Below are 16,412 nucleotides of genomic sequence, written 5' to 3' on the forward strand. Positions count from 1 at the left end.
ATGATTACAACCGTATCGACTCATCATTTCGTCAAGCAACTGACACGCGGCATTCTTACCCTAAGCTTGCTCGCAGCAGCTAGTAGCCTCAGCTGGGCCACAGAAGAGGTATCACCAGAAGCTCTCACGCCAGATGCAGATCGGATTAAAGCGCATTTGCATTTTCTCGCGGATGACTTACTTGAAGGGCGGGAAACGGGTTCTCGAGGCCACGAAATTGCGTCGTTATACATTGCCACCGAACTGGCTAAATATGGTTTAACGCCAGCGGGAACAGACGCGCAAGCTCAAGGTATGAGCGCCTACATGCAACGTGTTGAATTCCGCCACGCCACATTGGTTCAGGAATCGCCGAAAATGGCGATCATAGGCCCAGAAGGCAGCCAAACGCTGGATTATCCAAAGCAATTTATCATGGGTCCTGATCTGATTTCGACAGAAAGCAATGTGGAAGCCAAATTGATATTCGTTGGTTACGGCATCACGGCGCCCCTGCTGGAACATGATGACTACGCGGGGCTTGATGTCGACGGTAAGATTGTGGTTGCGCTATCAGGCAAACCACAACACTTTCCGTCAGAAGAAGGCGCGCACTTTGCGTCGGGCAGCCAAAAGCAACGCTATGCTGCACAGAACGGCGCTGTGGGCATGATCACCATCGTTACACCTCAATCTGAGAAAGTGCGTCCTTATCAAAACTCGCTCAATTATTTACACACGCCAGCCATGCGTTGGTTGAAAGAGAATGGTGAACCTGCGAACGTGCAAAAATCGCTGATTGGCAGCGCTTATCTACCCATGGATTCAGCAGAATTACTGTTTGAGGGCGCGCAGCGTTCTCTAGACGACATATACACTGAACTGGAAAGCGATGGCTCGCCAGCTGGGTTTGATCTGCCTTACACCGTGGCATTGAGTCGTGAAAGTGAGCACAAAACCATCACCAGTCCCAATGTGGCAGCCATACTTGAAGGGTCTGATCCTGAGTTAAAAAATGAGTATGTAGTGTATTCGGCGCACAGCGACCATATCGGTTTTGCTAAAACAGTAAAAAAAGACAAAATCAACAATGGCGCTATGGATAACGCTTCAGGCACATCTGTGATGCTCGAAACAGCGCGGCTGTTTAGTCAGATGGACACTAAACCTAAGCGTTCAATCTTATTCGTTGCGGTGACCGGTGAGGAAAAAGGTTTATTAGGCGCAGATTATTACGCGCGCAACCCAACAGTGCCCAAAGGTAGCATGGTCGCCAACGTGAATCTGGATATGCCGATATTAACTTATGAATTCGCCGACGTCATCGCATTTGGTGCAAACCACAGTGATATGCAAGCCTCTGTGGACGACGCCGCGCAGAAAGTTGGTATAGAACTCAGCCCAGACCCATGGCCGGAGCAAGCACTATTTACGCGCTCTGACCACTACAGCTTCGTAAAACAGGGCGTACCTGCCGTATTTTTGGTGCCGGGCTTAAAAGCGTCTGATCCCGACGTTGATGGCAGTGAGGTGTTTGGGCATTTTATTTCGACCCACTATCACAAGCCCTCCGACGACCTGAATCAGGACTTTAATTGGCAAGCTGCGACTAAATTTACCGCCGTGAATGTACAGATAGGGTTGACGTTAGCCAATCAGGCGGAGCGCACGCGCTGGAATGAAGGTGACTTTTTTGGCGACACTTTTGCGCCGGAATAAGTCAGCGTGTAAGGCTAGCTTTGCATCTGCGCAAAGCTAGCGTCCTACATAAAAAATCGAGACTTTATAAACTGCCACTGTGCCGCAAAGTCTTCCGTCGGTTTGCGGGTGAACTCACTACGAATAAACAGGTTTATCCGGCCATCCGCATAACACACTAACATATTGGCGATGATGCCTTCGTCCGCGGGCAGCGCTTTCCCTTCGCGCAGTTTGCGCTCGCGTAGAACCTGTTTAAGCTGAGTTTCAAGGCGTTCAAACAGCTTTGCGATACGCGCGCGTAAGCGCTCTTGTTCACCCAACAAGGCATCACCATTCAGTATACGGGTAATGCCCGGGTTTTTTTCTGCGAAGCCTAAAATCAGATGCAATATGAGCTGACAGCGCTGCACCGCATCCTTCTCTTCACTAACAATCTTGTTGATCCTTGAAAACAGGGTCTCTTCAATAAATTCAATCAGACCTTCAAACATACGCGCTTTGCTGGGAAAGTGGCGATAGAGCGCCGCTTCAGACACGCCCACCTTTTCAGCTAACTTGGCAGTAGTGATACGTTGGCCCGGATTGGTTTCCAGCATTCCAGCCAGACATTGCAATATTTGTGCTCGACGATTGGGTTTTTTAGTGGCTGGCATTAATCAGTTCCATGCGCATTATGTTTTTTATCATACTGCCTTGCGACAGCACCAATTAATTGATTAGCAAGTTCAAACTTTGGAGCTCGCGGTAAACTTTCACGGCCATCCGACCACAACAACAATAGTGCGTTGTTATCGCTGTTGAAACCTATATCGGCATCCGAGACATCGTTTGCAGCGATCATATCTAATTTTTTTGACTGCAGCTTTTTGGTGGCGTACGCCTCTACATTCTGCGTTTCGGCAGCAAAGCCAACGGTGAAGGGCGCCGGTTCGAGTGCGGCAACATCTTTCAGAATATCGGGGTTTTTTACCAGCGTTAGCGTGAGCTTATCGTCAGTTTTTTTAATTTTTTCAGATGATTCGTGTTCAGCACGATAATCGGCAACCGCCGCAGTAGCGACAAAAATGTCGCAATCTGCCACATGAGACATCACCAGCGCGTGCATGTCTGCCGCACTACTGCAGGTTAATCGATGAACATCGGGTGGCGTTTCAAGGTTCGTTGGGCCGCTCACTAAGGTGACCTTAGCGCCCGCCTTCACCGCAGCGGCGGCAATGGCATAACCCATCTTGCCACTGCTGTGATTACTTAGGTAACGTACGGGATCAAGCGCCTCGCGTGTCGGGCCAGCGGTAATCAAGACCCGCTTATTTAACAGTAGCTGTTGATCTTGTGGATGTGAGTAAGCGTTAGCGATGGCCGTTGCGATGTCGATAGGCTCAACCATTCGGCCAGCACCCACGTCTCCGCACGCTTGTTCACCGGCCGCAGGGCCTAAAAACTGAATGTGACGCTGTTTGAGTACATGTAAGTTAGCCTGCGTCGCTGGTGCAGCCCACATTTGTTGATTCATTGCGGGTGCCACAAACACATCCGCAGTGGTGGCCAAATAGAGCGTGCTAAGTAGATCATCCGCTAGACCGTGGGCTAACCTGGCTAAACAATTGGCAGTTGCTGGTGCGATGAGCAGTATATCTGCCCATTTAGCCAGTTCAATGTGGCCCATAGCCGCTTCTGCCGATGGATCGAGCAACGCATGATGCACGGGATTACCCGACACCGCTTGCAGGGCTAGTGGGCTAACAAACTCAAGGGCTGAATCGGTCAATACCACACGAACCGAAGCGCCCTGTGCGACCAGTTTTCGCACCAGATCAGGCGCTTTGTAGGCCGCTATTCCACCAGTCACTCCAAGTAAAATCTTTTTATTTTTCAATTGCATGAACGCTAAACTGGCCTTATGGACGCTGCCACAACCCAACCACATGGTTTATATTGGATAATCGAAATAGTAGCAAGGGACGGTGCTAATGAAAATCACTGATTGGCCTAAGTCAGAAAGGCCTCGTGAAAAACTGTTGCTGACTGGCGCCGAATCGCTCAGTGATGCAGAGATTTTGGCGGTGTTTTTGCGTACCGGAGTTCAAGGTAAAAGCGCCATTGATCTTGCACGAGATATACTGAATCAATTTGGTGACTTAGGTCAGTTTGTGAGCGCTAAAAAACAACGGATGATCGCGCAGCCGGGTATTGGTTTAGCAAAATATGCACAGTTGGTTTGTGCGATGGAACTCGCCAATCGCTGCACAGAGTACCAACTTAAACGCCAAGATGTGTTCACCAGTGTGGATGCAGCAAAACGCTACGTCCAACAACAGATGCGATTCTTGACTCAAGAGGTGTTCGCACTCCTCATGCTGGATAGTCAGCACCAGTTGATTGCGTTTAGAAAAATGTTTTTCGGCACCATTAACAGCGCCGCCGTGTACCCTCGCGAGCTGGTTAAGCAAGCGTTGGAGGATAATGCCGCCGCGGTGATTCTGGTGCACAACCACCCTTCCGGCGTTGCCGAGCCAAGCCAGGCTGACATTGCCATCACCGAACAAATCCGCAATGCGATGCACATCATAGACATACGTGTTCTCGATCATTTTGTGGTTGGTGGGGCGACGACGGTGTCATTTGCAGAACGCGGGTTATTGTAACGTCGGTGTATTACAGGTTTACGTTTGCGCACAGCTGAGTTCATCCGCTACCATAAGCCCTTAGAAAGGCCGCTACGGTCACATTGTGCTCTACGGGAACCCGTTACTGAATGACAACACACGCCTATATGGTTATCAATCTTAAGCGTTCTTCCGATCGGCTAGCGCAGTTGCAGCAACAGTTTGACCGCCAGAATATGGCATTTACGCGGATAGACGCAGTGGACGGTAAGTCGTTGTCACAAGCTGATATAGCGGCTGTTTATGATGGTCAGGGTGGGCATTATCATAAACCACTGAATGCAGGTGAAATTGGCTGTTACTTGAGTCACCGCCGCGCTTGGCAATCAATTGTTGATAATCAACTGGATTTTGCGATTGTTCTGGAAGACGACATCACACTGACCGGAGACTTACGGCAATACCTCACGGTTTTGGAAAGTATGCCAAATGACTGGGACTATATTAAACTCGCAGGGCATTCACGCACCCGACAAGTGATCCACGTAAGCGACTGGCAGGGTCACCAGCGGGTGGTTTACGCCAAAACACCCGCCCGCACCTGTGCGCAAGCGGTGAGTTTGGACGGGGCGAGGAAACTGCTCGCAAACAGCGTTTCCATTGCGCGTCCTGTTGACATTGATTTGCAGCACTGGTGGGAAAAAGACTTGCGACTGTTCGGTTTGTTGCCCTACCTTGGTATACCAAATGATGCATTACCCAGTACAATAAACTCCGTCAAGCAGCGAAATACGGCGCCGGTAGACCGGTGGCTGAAATGGAAAAACCAGTGGCGTTTTTACTGGCGTAACCGCAGTGAAAATAAGCGCCGCCTTGCGCGATAACACACATAAGAAGAATAAAACCCATGCAGCTATCGATTATTTTTTCGACCTACAATTCGCCGCAATGGATGCTCAAAACACTATGGAGTTTACACTTTCAAACCTTTCAGGCATTTGAGGTTATTATTGCCGACGATGGCTCAAGTGCTGAAACGGCAGAAGCAATCGCGTGGTTTCAGCAACAATCTCCCATTAAAATCCAGCACGTCTGGCAACCCGACGAAGGGTTTCAGAAAACACGCATACTGAATAAAGCGTTGCGGCAGGTGGGGTCAGATTATGTGGTTTTTACCGACGGCGACTGCGTATTGCGTAACGACTTTCTCGCTCAGCATATGCACTATCGCGAGCCAGGCTACTTTCTATCCGGCGGCTATTTTAAGTTACCCCTGACCACCAGCAAAGCGATCCAACCTGAGCACATTGAGAGTGGCGTCGCTTTTACGACACAATGGCTCTATGAGCATGGGCTAAAACCAACCTATAAAACCATGAAGTTAACGGCAACGGGTTGGCGAGCCGCCCTGTACAATAAAATCACCCCTGCCGGAGCAACCTGGAACGGCCATAATGCATCAGGTTGGCTCAGCGATATCTTGGCTGCGAACGGCTTCGATGAAAGGATGCAATACGGTGGTGAGGACCGAGAATTGGGTGAACGTTTATTCAATCGAGGTATAAAATCAAAGCAATTGCGCTATTCCGCAGTTTGCTTGCACCTTGACCATGCCAGAGGGTATGTAACAGACGAAATGCGCGAGAAAAATCGTCAGATTAGACGTTTTACTAAGAAAAATAAGCTGAAGAAAACCGCATTTGGGTTAAAGTAGTCCCGCTAAATGCCAAAAAGAGCAGCGAATTGTGCAAAAAGATCGCATGATCGATCGCAATTAAAGTTGATCATGAGGGGTATTTGCTGTATAACATGCGCCCTCTTAATTGTAGGTTAGTTGTTCGTACGTGGCGTGAGTTACGAGAGCAACAACATAGTAAATCGTTGTTCTGGAGACAAAAATGTCAAAAGTATGTCAAGTGACAGGAAAGCGTCCAGCGGTAGGTAATAACCGTTCACACGCGCGCAATGCGACTCGTCGTCGTTTTTTGCCAAACTTACAAACCCACCGTTTTTGGGTTGAAAGCGAAAATCGTTTCGTTAAATTACGCCTTACGCCGAAAGGCATGCGTATCATCGATAAAAAGGGTATTGATTCAGTACTGACTGACATCCGTGCTCGTGGTGAGAAAATCTAAGGAACTGAATCATGCGTGATAAAATCAAGTTAGTGTCTACAGCGGGTACCGGTTTCTACTACACCACTGATAAGAACAAACGCAACATGCCAGGCAAAATGGAGATCAAGAAATTTGATCCTAAAATTCGCCAGCATGTCATGTTCAAGGAAGCTAAAATTAAGTAATTCCTTAATTTTTTGTCTCCTAATGAAAGCCCGGCATCGTCCGGGTTTTTTTGCGTTATGATGGTAACACGCCTATTAATTAAGCCATTCTGTGCCCATGAAACTATCAACCCGCGCGATCAATAATCTGGTTATTTTTGCCATGTTAGCCATGATCATGTTGTTCAATATGGATAAGTGGCTACCCAAGCCACCTAGCGCAGCCGCAACCCGGCTGATCGCAGAACACGACATGCTGTTAAGGGTGGATATTGGCACGCATTCGCTGCAGCGCGTGGGTACAGACTGGCGCATTCGCGGCGGTCAATATACGGATGCCGATGCTGCACGTATCGTTGAACGCTGGCATGCTGCGCGGCTGACGCCGGCTGCTGAATTGGCTGACTTTTCAGCCTCGGTCAACGCCAGTATCTGGTTGGCAGGCTATGCTGAGCCAGTCACAATCGAATTGTTCAACGTGCCGAAAGCATCACACCCGTCGTCGGCATGGGTCCGCATCGCCAACAGCGTATACCGTGTTGATAATGTTGATTATGAAGCGCTTGTTTTTTAACCTCGATGGGATGTAACTATGCCTGAATTACCTGAAGTTGAAGTGAGCCGTTTAGGGATTTCTCCGCATCTGGAGGGCAAACGAATTGAGGCAATCCTTGTACGCAATCCTCAACTGCGCTGGCCGGTACCAGAGGCGATACAACACGCTGTTGGACACACCATCAACACCATCAAGCGACGAGCAAAATACCTTTTTCTGAACACCGATGTTGGTAGTATCGTGCTGCATTTGGGCATGTCAGGCAGATTGCGGGTGGTCGACAAGGCGCTTGCGCCATTGAAGCATGACCATATTGATATTGTGGTCAGTTCAGGCCAATGCCTGCGTTTAAATGACGCCCGCCGGTTTGGCGCGTGCCTGTGGCAGCCGCTGGATGCGCCGCCGATGCCACTGTTGTGCAACTTAGGGCCCGAGCCGCTCACCGAAGACTTTGATGACCAACGCTTGTATACGTTGTCGCGAGGAAAACAGGTGGCGGTCAAGAACTTCATAATGGCCAATCAGACCGTCGTCGGTGTGGGTAATATCTATGCAAATGAAGCGCTGTTTCTAAGTGGGATAGATCCGCGTCGCGCTGCCGGTAAAATCAGTCGAGAGCGCTACACAGTGCTTACCAAGCATATCCGTAATGTCTTGGCCGCAGCGATTAAACAAGGTGGGACGACACTAAAAGACTTTACTCAAGCAGATGGGAAGCCTGGCTATTTCAGTCAACATCTGCGCGTTTATGGTCGCGCTGGCGCGCCTTGCGAGAAATGTGGGGCAGCCATAAAAAGTGTGGTGATTGGGCAGCGAAATTCTTTTTACTGCCCGGATTGCCAACGCTAGCCATCGGACAATCGCGTTTAATATTGTATTTCGTCTAACTGCTTGCCCTGATTGCCTCCGTGCAAACGCTCGTGCAACGCGTGTTGCACTACGGGGTGACAGAATTCACTGACATCCCCTCGGTGCAAGGCAACTTCTTTGACCAGTGTGGAGGAAATAAAAGAGTTCTCTTCAGCGGGCGTCAAAAACACACTTTCAAGCTTAGGATTCAAGCGTCGGTTCATATTGGCCAACTGAAATTCGTATTCGAAATCAGATACCGCTCTTAGCCCACGGATCAAGATAGTGGCTTGTTGCTGATCAGCAAAGTCGGCGAGAAGGCCGGTGAAGCCCATCACCTGAACGTTATCAAGGTGCATGGTGATATCACTGATAAGTTTTACTCGCTCTTCCAAGCTAAATAGCGGCTTTTTACTCGGATTCGCAGCAATACCAACAATGACGCTGGAAAACATTTCAGCTGCCCGCTCGATTAAGTCGGCATGGCCGTTCGTGATAGGATCGAAGGTACCTGGATAAATAGCTTTAGTGTGCATACAGTTATATTAGCTGGTTCCGAACTCGCCAGACACTAACCTGAATCGAATACTGATGCAATGTATTCGCTGATTGTCACAACAGGGCTTAGTCTGTTCCGGTCACCGGTGGCATGGAATGAAAGATAAACATCCTCTAGTGCTAATCTGGCATTTTCGCTACTATTCGGTTTTAGTTGCAGAAACGGAAAAGTCAGTGCGATTTAAGCGTTTAATTCTCTCATGTGCGTTGTACTCAACGTGCGTTGGCGCATTTGCCACACCGTGGATTGGTGCGCTTGATCCACAGCTTCATCACGATCTCGTCACATTGACTGAATATGCTGTTGTCGACGCGTCGGTTACGAGCTACCCAGTGCCGTGGCGTGGTATCGCAGACCAATTAGCTGATGTTGATGTCGCAACGCTGCCTGTGCCTGCGAGGCTGGCGGCGACACGGCTGCAACATTATCTTAAGCGGCAATCTCGAGCAGGTATGCAGAGCTTTTTGGATGTTTATGCGGCTACTGATCCCAGTCGTTTAACCCGTTTTGATGGTGAGCAGGCACCTTCAGCCAGGGTCACAAAACTCACCTCGTACACGGCTGGAAATTGGTCCGCTCAGTTGGCGCTGAATTTAGAAAGTGGTGGCGATACGCATTTTGACCAAAGCTACCTCGCTTACCAGTACGCTGGTTGGGTATTGTCAGCCAGCGCCATGGATCAATGGTGGGGCCCTGCTCAGGGCAGTAGCTTAATCTTATCGAATAATGCACGGCCTGTACCTTCCATTGCGCTTTCTCGCGGCACGGCAACCGCATCAGAGCATCCTTGGCTACGCTGGTTGGGTCCTTGGTACTTTACGGCGCAGTTAGGTCAGATGGAGCATGACAGAGATGTACCCAAAGCGCGCTTGTGGAAAACGCGGTTCACGCTTAAACCATTTAAAGGGCTAGAATTAGGAGCCTCGTGGGCAGCCATGTGGGGCGGTGAAGGCCAGCCTGACGGGTTTTCGGACTTTATTGACGTGTTGACGTTTCGCAATGAATGCGTGAACGGACTGAGTGAGTGCGATCCTTCGTTAAATACCACCAAAGGCAACCACATTGCAGGCTTTGACCTGAAGTACACGCTAAACCTATTCAATCGACCGGTGTCTGTGTATGCACAGCGCATTGGCGAAGACGCCGTTGATGGTTATCGCGTGACCGATAATGCAAATCTGTTTGGGCTCTCAACGTACTTGTTCGGCGCGAAAGTCTTTATTGAAACCAGCGACACCAATATTGCGTGCAACGGTGATGGCAACACGGCCACGAATTGTTTTTATGAGAACAACATTTATTCGTCAGGCTATCGACGCTACAACCGCGCTATCGGGAGCACATTTGACAGCGATGCTAAACAAGTGACCTTAGGCACACTTTGGCAACGCGCCAATAATGATAACGTGTCGTTAAGTGTAAGCTATGTTGAGTTAAATTCGGATGGGCAAAAACCATCACCGGTATTGACCGAGCAGCCTCAGGAAGACTTGTGGTACGCATCTGGGTATTACCAAACCATTCAAGGTGATTGGCAGATAAAGTTGGGGGCAACCTTGTCACACCGTGAATTTCCAAGCACAGACACGCAAACAGATGTTACTGGATATGTGCATTTGCGTTATGCATTGAATTATTAGGCACGAGAATGTCAGCTCATCCCGTTGAAACCAACAATGCCGATACGTCTGGAGCAGAAACTCTGCCGATCAGTGTGTTCATCATTACCAAGAATGAGGCACACAATTTATCGCGTTTACTTCCTGCGTTAACACGCTTTCGCGAAGTCATTGTGGTCGACAGTGGCAGCACCGATGATACCGTGAATATCGCTCAGCGTTTTGGTGCGCGCGTTATTCACCAGCAATGGCTCGGGTTCGCGGCTCAAAAACAAATCGCTTTTATGCAATGCTCGCAGCCATGGGCGCTCAATCTGGATGCTGACGAACTTCCCACAAAGGAGATGATCAGCGAAATGGCGGTCTTGGTCAATCGGCCTGATGTGGACGCTGTGCGTTTCAAGCGTCGCGATTTTTTTATTGATGCACTGCCGCCGGTTAAAACCCGCCTACCCAATAACTGTCGATTGTATCGCACTGACAAAGCGCAATTTAACACGCAGCAAAAAGTACACGAAACTGCTCAGGTCAATGGGTGTGAGGTGAAAAGCGATGCGGCGTTCTACCATTATGGATACAATGAAATAGAGCAGTTAGTGGCTAAACTTAATTGCTATTCGTCGCTTCGTGCGAAAGAAAAGTGGGCTGGCAGTAAGCAGCCTTCATTACTAAAGCTTGTGCTGATCCTGCCGTTAGAATTTATTCGACAGTATTGTGTGCAGCGGTTATTTTTGTTTGGACGGCGCGGTTTTATCCTCGCCACGTTAAATGCGCAGTATGCATTTTTAAAAGAGGCCAAACTGATGGAGCAGGCTCTGAGTCGCAGTGAAAAAACTTCATCGAACAGCCAAGCCCCTGATCATTAAGGCGTCAGTATGAAAAAAGTGATTACCTTTGGCACATTCGATGTCTGTCACGTTGGCCATATTCGCCTGCTCGCTCGCGCCAAAGCGCAAGGGGATCATCTCACTGTGGGCGTATCATCCGATCAGCTCAATCTCGACAAAAAAGGCCGAAATCCGATTTACAGCTTGGATAATCGCATTGAAATCATTCAGGCTCTGCGCTGTGTCGATGCCGTATTTGTTGAGGAATCTTTGCAGCGTAAATCAGAGTATATTCGATCGCATGGCGCTGATGTTTTGGTGATGGGGGATGACTGGCAAGGTAAGTTCGATCATTTGGCCAATCTGTGTAAAGTGATTTACCTACCACGCACGCCGTCAGTGTCGACTACTGAAATTATCGAAATCATCCGAGAAGTGAAATAACTCACTTTAACCAAAATTCAAAATCTTGCAGATTTTCTTATCTAAAGCTCAGTTTACTTGAACGTGGCTAACGCCCATACCCATCAAGGATCGCTTGCCAGTTGTCACTTGTGAAGTGATAGTTTGGATTGCAGACGCTTTCCTTATCCAGTGAGCGCTTCAATCGTGCAAGGTTTGCTTTTTTCCATCGCTGCCCGTTGCGCACTCCACATTTATCAAAATCAATCAGCCATGCCTGACCCTCATCATCCAGCATGATGTTGTGAATGTTTAAATCATGATGAAACACCTGGCGATTATGAAAACGGCGAATGGTGGCACCAATATGTCGCCACTCCATGATGGATAAAGATCGAGACAATAGGAGTGAATGGACGTCGCTGGCGCCGGGGATTTTAACAGTGAGTAGATCGCCGCGCCACACAAGACCATTGCGTATTACCCGCCCCGCAATAGGTTGCGGCGCGGGCAGATGCCAATCCTGCAATTGTGCCAGCAAACGCAATTCGCGCACTGGACGCGTCATCGGCATTGAAAATAACATAAATGTGTCGCGACTTAACCGTGAGATGAGACCGCCGCGCTGATAGTGACGAAGCACCAACTGCGTGTTATTTACCGCCAAAAACCATGTTGTGCCCCGGCCTGTGGCGCTGCCAGTGATAGTAAATTCGTGCGGCAGATGATGAGGTTCAAACCATCGAGGTGTTGGTTCTGACAACTGATGTTGGCGCAGCGCCTCGGGATAAAACCACACATGCGTTTGCTCAAATTGGATGTAGGAAAGCGGGTGCATAAACAGCTGTGATTCTTTTGCGCTTGAGTATTGAAGCCAATTGTAATCAAATATCACACATTATTTCGAAGAATTTTGAACCATTGAATTTAACCTCACCCGTCGAACACCCCATTCCGCTCCCTGAAAATGCGACATTATGTATCCTGCGGCTTTCTGCCATTGGTGACGTTTGCCACGCTGTTGCAATGGTGCAGGCAATACAATTGGCGCGGCCAGATGTTCGAATCACGTGGGTGATTGGAAAAATAGAACACCAATTTTTAAGGGGCTTGCCGGGCGTTGAGTTTGTCGAATTTGATAAAAAGCAGGGCGCGACTGCACGCAAAGCGCTCAAGCATCGACTGGCGGGTAAACGCTTTGACGTATTATTTATGATGCAAGTCGCGTTGCGCGCCAATTGGGTTTCGCGGTCAATCAACGCTCGCTATCGCCTTGGGTTCGACCACGCTCGAAGTAAGGAGCTTCATAGCCTTTTCATCAATCGGCGAATTGCACCGCAACCTTATGCGCACGTGCTGGAGGGTTTTATGGGGTTTGCGCAAGCGGTGGGTGTGCCGACACCAAATCCGGTGACGTGGAAGATGCCAATCACCGAAGACGATATCGCTTACGCACAGACTCTCAACCAGGCATGGGGTGACTACGTAGTAATATGCCCTGCGGCGTCCAAGGCTGAACGATGCTGGCTACCTGAACGATATGCAGCGGTGGCCGATCACTTGCATAATCAGGGAATTCGAACTGTCTTGTGCGGATCTCCAGCGGCGCTGGACACACGCTTGGGTGAGGCCATTTGTGCTCAAACTTCAATATCTCCACATAATCTCATCGGCAAAACGAGTTTAAAACAATTGCTGGCTGTACTCGCTAATGCACGTTGCGTGTTAGCGCCCGACACAGGCCCAGCTCACATGGCCACTACGGTAGGTACGCCGGTCGTCGGTTTATACGCGCATAGCAACCCGCGCCGAACCGGGCCGTATCACGATATTAGCCGAGTCGTTTCAGTTTATGACCAGGTTGTCGAAGCGCAGTATGGAAAACACTGGCGTGCCTTGGCATGGGGTAAGCGCGCCAAGGGAGACGATCTCATGCAACGCATTGAAGTGAGCGATGTTATTCGCGCGCTTGAAACTCTGTTTACAGCAGAGTAGATATCAGCGCAGCATTTGCATTCAACGCGCCGCGATTTTGGCTGATCACCTGACTACCTGCGTTGCCCGCCGCTTCACGTCGTTGCGGGTTAGCCGCCCACGCTTGCAATTGTTTTTGCAAACTTGTCAGGTTGTCTACCGTGACCAGATTGCCTGCCTCGCTGAGTTGTTGATACATCTGCGGATTATTGTATTGACTGGGGCCCATCACTACCGGCGTGCTATAGAGTGCTGGCTCTAACGCATTGTGGCCGCCTCGCGGTGCGAAGCTACCACCGACAAAAGCGATGTCAGCGCAACGATAAACCGTGTGTAATTGGCCGATAGCATCAATCAGTAGTACTCTCGTCTGGGCATTGACGGGCTGGCCTGTCGACAGCCGAGTATAAGCGATACCTCGTGATTTAAGCAGGCTTTCAACGGGGTCAAACCTTTCTGGGTGTCGGGGCGCGATACACAACAGTGCTGGTGGCTCCGTGAGAGTATCCACGGCATCCAGTAACAGTGTTTCTTCAGGTTCATGCGTGCTGCCAGCAGCGACAATGATACCGTCGGTTTGCTGAGTCCACGCATCAAGTTGCTGCTGTAGCAGCTCATTCGGTTGAACAGGCGTCAATTCAAATTTCACATTGCCGCTGATCACGACACCGTCAGGGCGAGCGCCTAAACGCAAATATTCCATTTTGTCCGCTTTACTTTGGCAGCTGATGAACGCAAATTGTCGCACCGTTTCGCTAAAAAACCGCCCAAGTTTCGCATACCCATCAGCAGAACGTGTTGTCATGCGCGCATTCACTATCGCTGTGGGGACATGCCGCGCGGTGCTGACGTTAATCAGGTTAGGCCATATCTCGACTTCAGTCACTATCACCAATTCAGGTTGAATACGGCTGATCAGTCGTCGCATGAACCAGCCACAGTCATAGGGTAAATACATGTGCTGCACGCGCGCTTCCCATTCGCCTTGAAAATGATGCTTCACTTGCGCCGCGCCCGTGGCTGTTGTTGTTGTTATGGTGATGGTCAGGTGTGGGTGGCGAGCCAGCAGTTTTTTGATCAACGGCACTACAGCAACAACCTCGCCCACTGATACGCAGTGCCACACTATGTTCGATGGTTTAAGTGATGCAGAAAAAATCGAAAAACGACTCAAGCGAGTGCTATTATAACCTGACTTGCGTAACGCCAATCGGGCTAAAAATATCAACAACAGGCCCGGTAATATAGCGTACCAAAGCATACCGTAGAGAGTAAGCAGGAATCGGTATTGAATCGTTTTAGTCAAAGTCGCTCACAGAGGATCGCTCAAGTTGTTGGTTATGATACCGTTAGAAGATGATAAAGTCTGTCGATCTTAGGCCATCGATGAACACACATACTCTTAAGCATGGTGGAGCCGTATTGAAATTTTTTCATTTAGTTATTTGCTTGTTGCTAACGTTGTTTTCTTATGAAATCGGCGCACAGCAAGTGGATACCTATGTTATTGCACATCCGGCTGTAACACAGGCTTCGGTAAGCGAACGGCAGTTGCGGCGTATTTTCATGCTCAAGCAACGCACGTGGGATAGCGGCGAGCCAATCTCACTCATTGTTTTTTCCAGTGATAACAACAAACATTCACAGTTCTTAAAGCAAACACTCAAACTATTTCCCTATCAACTTGAACGCGAATGGAACAAATTGATTTATTCAGGCCAGTCAGCGCCACCGATGATAGCAACTTCAACACAGAATATGCTCAAACTTGTGTCGAATACACCCGGTGCAATTGGTTATATCGTCTCCTCCGCGCCGGATCAGGCCGTTAAAATTATCGAGGTCACCAACGAATGAGACACGGAATTAGACTCACACTCAGTGGCATCTCTGCACTTATTCTTGCACTTGCACACCACGAGAGTGCAGCACAGAACAGCGCGGACTTTACTTACAACGGCTTTATTGCGCAAGGTGTGCAGCGAGCAGCAAACAGCAATTTTGTGCATGATGAGGGAGATGTGTCCTTCGCGCTGACTGAGATTGGGCTCAATGGACGCTATCAATTCAGTGATACTGTGAGTCTTAATGGACAAGTTGTTTACCTGAATAATGGTAATCGTTATCCCGAGGGCGTGCGGATTGACTACCTTTTTTTAGACTGGCATGCAGTGCGCAACGCTGACTGGAATGTCAATGTGCATCTGGGGCGATACAAAAACTATCACTGGATCTATTCGGCAACACGTGATGTTCCTCACACGCGGCCCAGTAACATGCTCCCTCAGTCTATTTACTTTGATAGTTTTCGGGATATCGCGCTGGGCAGCGATGGCGTGGCGGTCAGGGCGAATACGTCAACGTCTCTGGGCGACTGGGAGCTGAATTGGAGCTATGGGAGTTCACCGGTGGATCGCAATTGGACTGAACAACTTTTGGGCGAGAGTGCGAAAGGTAAAATAAATCAGGATTTTGTGCACCAAGCCAGTGTGTACTGGCACTCGCCAGACTCTGATTTTACCATCGGTATCAACGGCTTGGACTCTGACTTCGATTATGAACCAGGTCAACAGCTTGACCCATTTATGAACGGAGACGCTACCGTGAGGCGTGTTTCAATCGCTGCGCAATACCAGTCACGGTACTGGGAGCTAACCTCTGAAATTATGCGCGAGCGCGCTATTTATCGGAACGTATTGTTCGAAGACTTTGTATCTGATGCTACCGGTGAAGGCGGGTACGTGCAGCTCACGTTAATGCCTTCCCCGCGCTGGGACCTTTTATTCCGCCTCGATCTCTATGATCAAAATCGTAAAGACCGTAGCGGCGCATCGATACCAAGGCTCACCGGCGGTCAAGTGCCAAATTATTTTGGCTTTATGGATACTGGAACGCTGGGGCTGACTTATCAAATCAGTGAAGACATGGCGATACAGGCAGAATTCAATCGGGTACGCGGCGCAGGTCGACTTACGCCATTGCTGGTGCCCGATAGGGCGAGTGCGCCGTCGGAGTATTGGAATATGTGGTCAATTCAACTGATGTATTGGTTCTAACTA

The 16,412-nt window shown here is 49.2% G+C and carries 19 protein-coding genes; 14 read left to right on the plus strand and 5 right to left on the minus strand.

Annotated elements, in window-relative coordinates:
- Entirely contained in the window at window positions 1–1,698 is a 1,698-nt protein-coding gene (locus KIU71_RS09975) for a M28 family metallopeptidase (RefSeq protein WP_214131140.1), read from the plus strand.
- 44 nt (window positions 1,699–1,742) lie between these two features.
- Here the strand turns inward: KIU71_RS09975 and slmA are convergent, their stop codons facing one another.
- Both slmA and coaBC read right to left on the minus strand, forming a co-directional pair.
- The gene (gene slmA, locus KIU71_RS09980; protein ID WP_214131141.1) at window positions 1,743–2,333 is read right to left on the minus strand and encodes a nucleoid occlusion factor SlmA; all 591 of its coding nucleotides are present in this window, start codon (window positions 2,331–2,333) and stop codon (window positions 1,743–1,745) included.
- Window positions 2,333–3,562 (minus strand): bifunctional phosphopantothenoylcysteine decarboxylase/phosphopantothenate--cysteine ligase CoaBC, encoded by a 1,230-nt coding sequence (gene coaBC / locus KIU71_RS09985; protein ID WP_214131142.1) that lies wholly within the window; start codon window positions 3,560–3,562, stop codon window positions 2,333–2,335. Before coaBC ends, slmA begins: the two co-directional genes overlap by 1 nt.
- Before the next feature lie 88 nt (window positions 3,563–3,650).
- Here coaBC and radC point away from each other — a divergent pair, with 88 nt between their 5' ends.
- From radC to mutM, 7 genes are all read left to right on the plus strand, one after another.
- A complete protein-coding gene (radC, locus tag KIU71_RS09990) occupies window positions 3,651–4,325 on the plus strand; it encodes a RadC family protein (RefSeq protein WP_214131143.1) in 675 nt (224 codons plus the stop codon).
- Between the two features lie 110 nt (window positions 4,326–4,435).
- Window positions 4,436–5,170 carry a glycosyltransferase family 25 protein gene (locus KIU71_RS09995; RefSeq protein ID WP_214131144.1) on the plus strand — a complete coding sequence of 245 codons (735 nt, stop codon included), beginning with the start codon at window positions 4,436–4,438 and terminating at the stop codon, window positions 5,168–5,170.
- A gap of 23 nt (window positions 5,171–5,193) precedes the next feature.
- Window positions 5,194–6,000: a glycosyltransferase family 2 protein gene (locus tag KIU71_RS10000; RefSeq protein ID WP_214131145.1), complete on the plus strand. Its 807-nt coding sequence runs from the start codon at window positions 5,194–5,196 to the stop codon at window positions 5,998–6,000.
- 184 nt (window positions 6,001–6,184) lie between these two features.
- Window positions 6,185–6,421 carry a 50S ribosomal protein L28 gene (gene rpmB, locus KIU71_RS10005; RefSeq protein ID WP_214131146.1) on the plus strand — a complete coding sequence of 79 codons (237 nt, stop codon included), beginning with the start codon at window positions 6,185–6,187 and terminating at the stop codon, window positions 6,419–6,421.
- Between the two features lie 11 nt (window positions 6,422–6,432).
- Window positions 6,433–6,588, plus strand: coding sequence for a 50S ribosomal protein L33 (rpmG, locus tag KIU71_RS10010; protein WP_010179093.1), 156 nt, complete (start codon window positions 6,433–6,435; stop codon window positions 6,586–6,588).
- 97 nt (window positions 6,589–6,685) lie between these two features.
- Window positions 6,686–7,141 (plus strand): hypothetical protein, encoded by a 456-nt coding sequence (locus KIU71_RS10015; protein WP_214131147.1) that lies wholly within the window; start codon window positions 6,686–6,688, stop codon window positions 7,139–7,141.
- 18 nt (window positions 7,142–7,159) lie between these two features.
- Entirely contained in the window at window positions 7,160–7,972 is an 813-nt protein-coding gene (gene mutM / locus KIU71_RS10020) for a bifunctional DNA-formamidopyrimidine glycosylase/DNA-(apurinic or apyrimidinic site) lyase (RefSeq protein ID WP_214131148.1), read from the plus strand.
- A gap of 17 nt (window positions 7,973–7,989) precedes the next feature.
- On the opposite strand, the gene coaD is transcribed toward mutM, so the two are convergent.
- Entirely contained in the window at window positions 7,990–8,508 is a 519-nt protein-coding gene (coaD, locus tag KIU71_RS10025) for a pantetheine-phosphate adenylyltransferase (protein ID WP_214131149.1), read from the minus strand.
- Between the two features lie 118 nt (window positions 8,509–8,626).
- On the opposite strand from coaD, the gene KIU71_RS10030 reads away from it, so the two are divergent.
- From KIU71_RS10030 to KIU71_RS10040, 3 genes are read left to right on the plus strand one after another with little or no spacing between them, the layout of a single operon-like run.
- On the plus strand, window positions 8,627–10,171 hold the full coding sequence (locus KIU71_RS10030; RefSeq protein ID WP_214131150.1) for a capsule assembly Wzi family protein: 1,545 nt from the start codon (window positions 8,627–8,629) through the stop codon (window positions 10,169–10,171).
- Between the two features lie 8 nt (window positions 10,172–10,179).
- Window positions 10,180–11,016: a glycosyltransferase family 2 protein gene (locus KIU71_RS10035; RefSeq protein WP_214131151.1), complete on the plus strand. Its 837-nt coding sequence runs from the start codon at window positions 10,180–10,182 to the stop codon at window positions 11,014–11,016.
- 9 nt (window positions 11,017–11,025) lie between these two features.
- On the plus strand, window positions 11,026–11,421 hold the full coding sequence (locus KIU71_RS10040; protein WP_214131152.1) for an adenylyltransferase/cytidyltransferase family protein: 396 nt from the start codon (window positions 11,026–11,028) through the stop codon (window positions 11,419–11,421).
- 67 nt (window positions 11,422–11,488) lie between these two features.
- On the opposite strand, the gene KIU71_RS10045 is transcribed toward KIU71_RS10040, so the two are convergent.
- Window positions 11,489–12,217 (minus strand): 3-deoxy-D-manno-octulosonic acid kinase, encoded by a 729-nt coding sequence (locus KIU71_RS10045; RefSeq protein ID WP_214131153.1) that lies wholly within the window; start codon window positions 12,215–12,217, stop codon window positions 11,489–11,491.
- A gap of 83 nt (window positions 12,218–12,300) precedes the next feature.
- Here KIU71_RS10045 and KIU71_RS10050 point away from each other — a divergent pair, with 83 nt between their 5' ends.
- A complete protein-coding gene (locus KIU71_RS10050; RefSeq protein WP_250207430.1) occupies window positions 12,301–13,374 on the plus strand; it encodes a glycosyltransferase family 9 protein in 1,074 nt (357 codons plus the stop codon).
- On the opposite strand, the gene KIU71_RS10055 is transcribed toward KIU71_RS10050, so the two are convergent.
- Window positions 13,361–14,659: a 3-deoxy-D-manno-octulosonic acid transferase gene (locus tag KIU71_RS10055; protein WP_214131154.1), complete on the minus strand. Its 1,299-nt coding sequence runs from the start codon at window positions 14,657–14,659 to the stop codon at window positions 13,361–13,363. The genes KIU71_RS10050 and KIU71_RS10055 overlap by 14 nt on opposite strands.
- Window positions 14,660–14,739: 80 nt before the next feature.
- Between KIU71_RS10055 and KIU71_RS10060 the strand changes: the two genes are divergently transcribed.
- Both KIU71_RS10060 and KIU71_RS10065 read left to right on the plus strand, forming a co-directional pair.
- Entirely contained in the window at window positions 14,740–15,210 is a 471-nt protein-coding gene (locus KIU71_RS10060; protein WP_214131155.1) for a hypothetical protein, read from the plus strand.
- Window positions 15,207–16,409 carry a TonB-dependent receptor gene (locus KIU71_RS10065; RefSeq protein ID WP_214131156.1) on the plus strand — a complete coding sequence of 401 codons (1,203 nt, stop codon included), beginning with the start codon at window positions 15,207–15,209 and terminating at the stop codon, window positions 16,407–16,409. The genes KIU71_RS10060 and KIU71_RS10065 overlap by 4 nt, the downstream gene beginning before the upstream one ends.
- Window positions 16,410–16,412: the final 3 nt, after the last annotated feature.

The organism is Alteromonas oceanisediminis (assembly GCF_018474025.1).
GTDB lineage: Bacteria > Pseudomonadota > Gammaproteobacteria > Enterobacterales > Alteromonadaceae > Alteromonas_E > Alteromonas_E oceanisediminis.

Coding starts and splice junctions, on each gene's coding strand:
- KIU71_RS09975 (WP_214131140.1), top strand. CDS start 1: ATGATTACAACCGTATCGACTCATCATTTCGTCAAGCAACTGACACGC.
- slmA (WP_214131141.1), bottom strand. CDS start 2,333: ATGCCAGCCACTAAAAAACCCAATCGTCGAGCACAAATATTGCAATGT.
- coaBC (WP_214131142.1), bottom strand. CDS start 3,562: ATGCAATTGAAAAATAAAAAGATTTTACTTGGAGTGACTGGTGGAATA.
- radC (WP_214131143.1), top strand. CDS start 3,651: ATGAAAATCACTGATTGGCCTAAGTCAGAAAGGCCTCGTGAAAAACTG.
- KIU71_RS09995 (WP_214131144.1), top strand. CDS start 4,436: ATGACAACACACGCCTATATGGTTATCAATCTTAAGCGTTCTTCCGAT.
- KIU71_RS10000 (WP_214131145.1), top strand. CDS start 5,194: ATGCAGCTATCGATTATTTTTTCGACCTACAATTCGCCGCAATGGATG.
- rpmB (WP_214131146.1), top strand. CDS start 6,185: ATGTCAAAAGTATGTCAAGTGACAGGAAAGCGTCCAGCGGTAGGTAAT.
- rpmG (WP_010179093.1), top strand. CDS start 6,433: ATGCGTGATAAAATCAAGTTAGTGTCTACAGCGGGTACCGGTTTCTAC.
- KIU71_RS10015 (WP_214131147.1), top strand. CDS start 6,686: ATGAAACTATCAACCCGCGCGATCAATAATCTGGTTATTTTTGCCATG.
- mutM (WP_214131148.1), top strand. CDS start 7,160: ATGCCTGAATTACCTGAAGTTGAAGTGAGCCGTTTAGGGATTTCTCCG.
- coaD (WP_214131149.1), bottom strand. CDS start 8,508: ATGCACACTAAAGCTATTTATCCAGGTACCTTCGATCCTATCACGAAC.
- KIU71_RS10030 (WP_214131150.1), top strand. CDS start 8,627: ATGAAAGATAAACATCCTCTAGTGCTAATCTGGCATTTTCGCTACTAT.
- KIU71_RS10035 (WP_214131151.1), top strand. CDS start 10,180: ATGTCAGCTCATCCCGTTGAAACCAACAATGCCGATACGTCTGGAGCA.
- KIU71_RS10040 (WP_214131152.1), top strand. CDS start 11,026: ATGAAAAAAGTGATTACCTTTGGCACATTCGATGTCTGTCACGTTGGC.
- KIU71_RS10045 (WP_214131153.1), bottom strand. CDS start 12,217: ATGCACCCGCTTTCCTACATCCAATTTGAGCAAACGCATGTGTGGTTT.
- KIU71_RS10060 (WP_214131155.1), top strand. CDS start 14,740: ATGAACACACATACTCTTAAGCATGGTGGAGCCGTATTGAAATTTTTT.
- KIU71_RS10065 (WP_214131156.1), top strand. CDS start 15,207: ATGAGACACGGAATTAGACTCACACTCAGTGGCATCTCTGCACTTATT.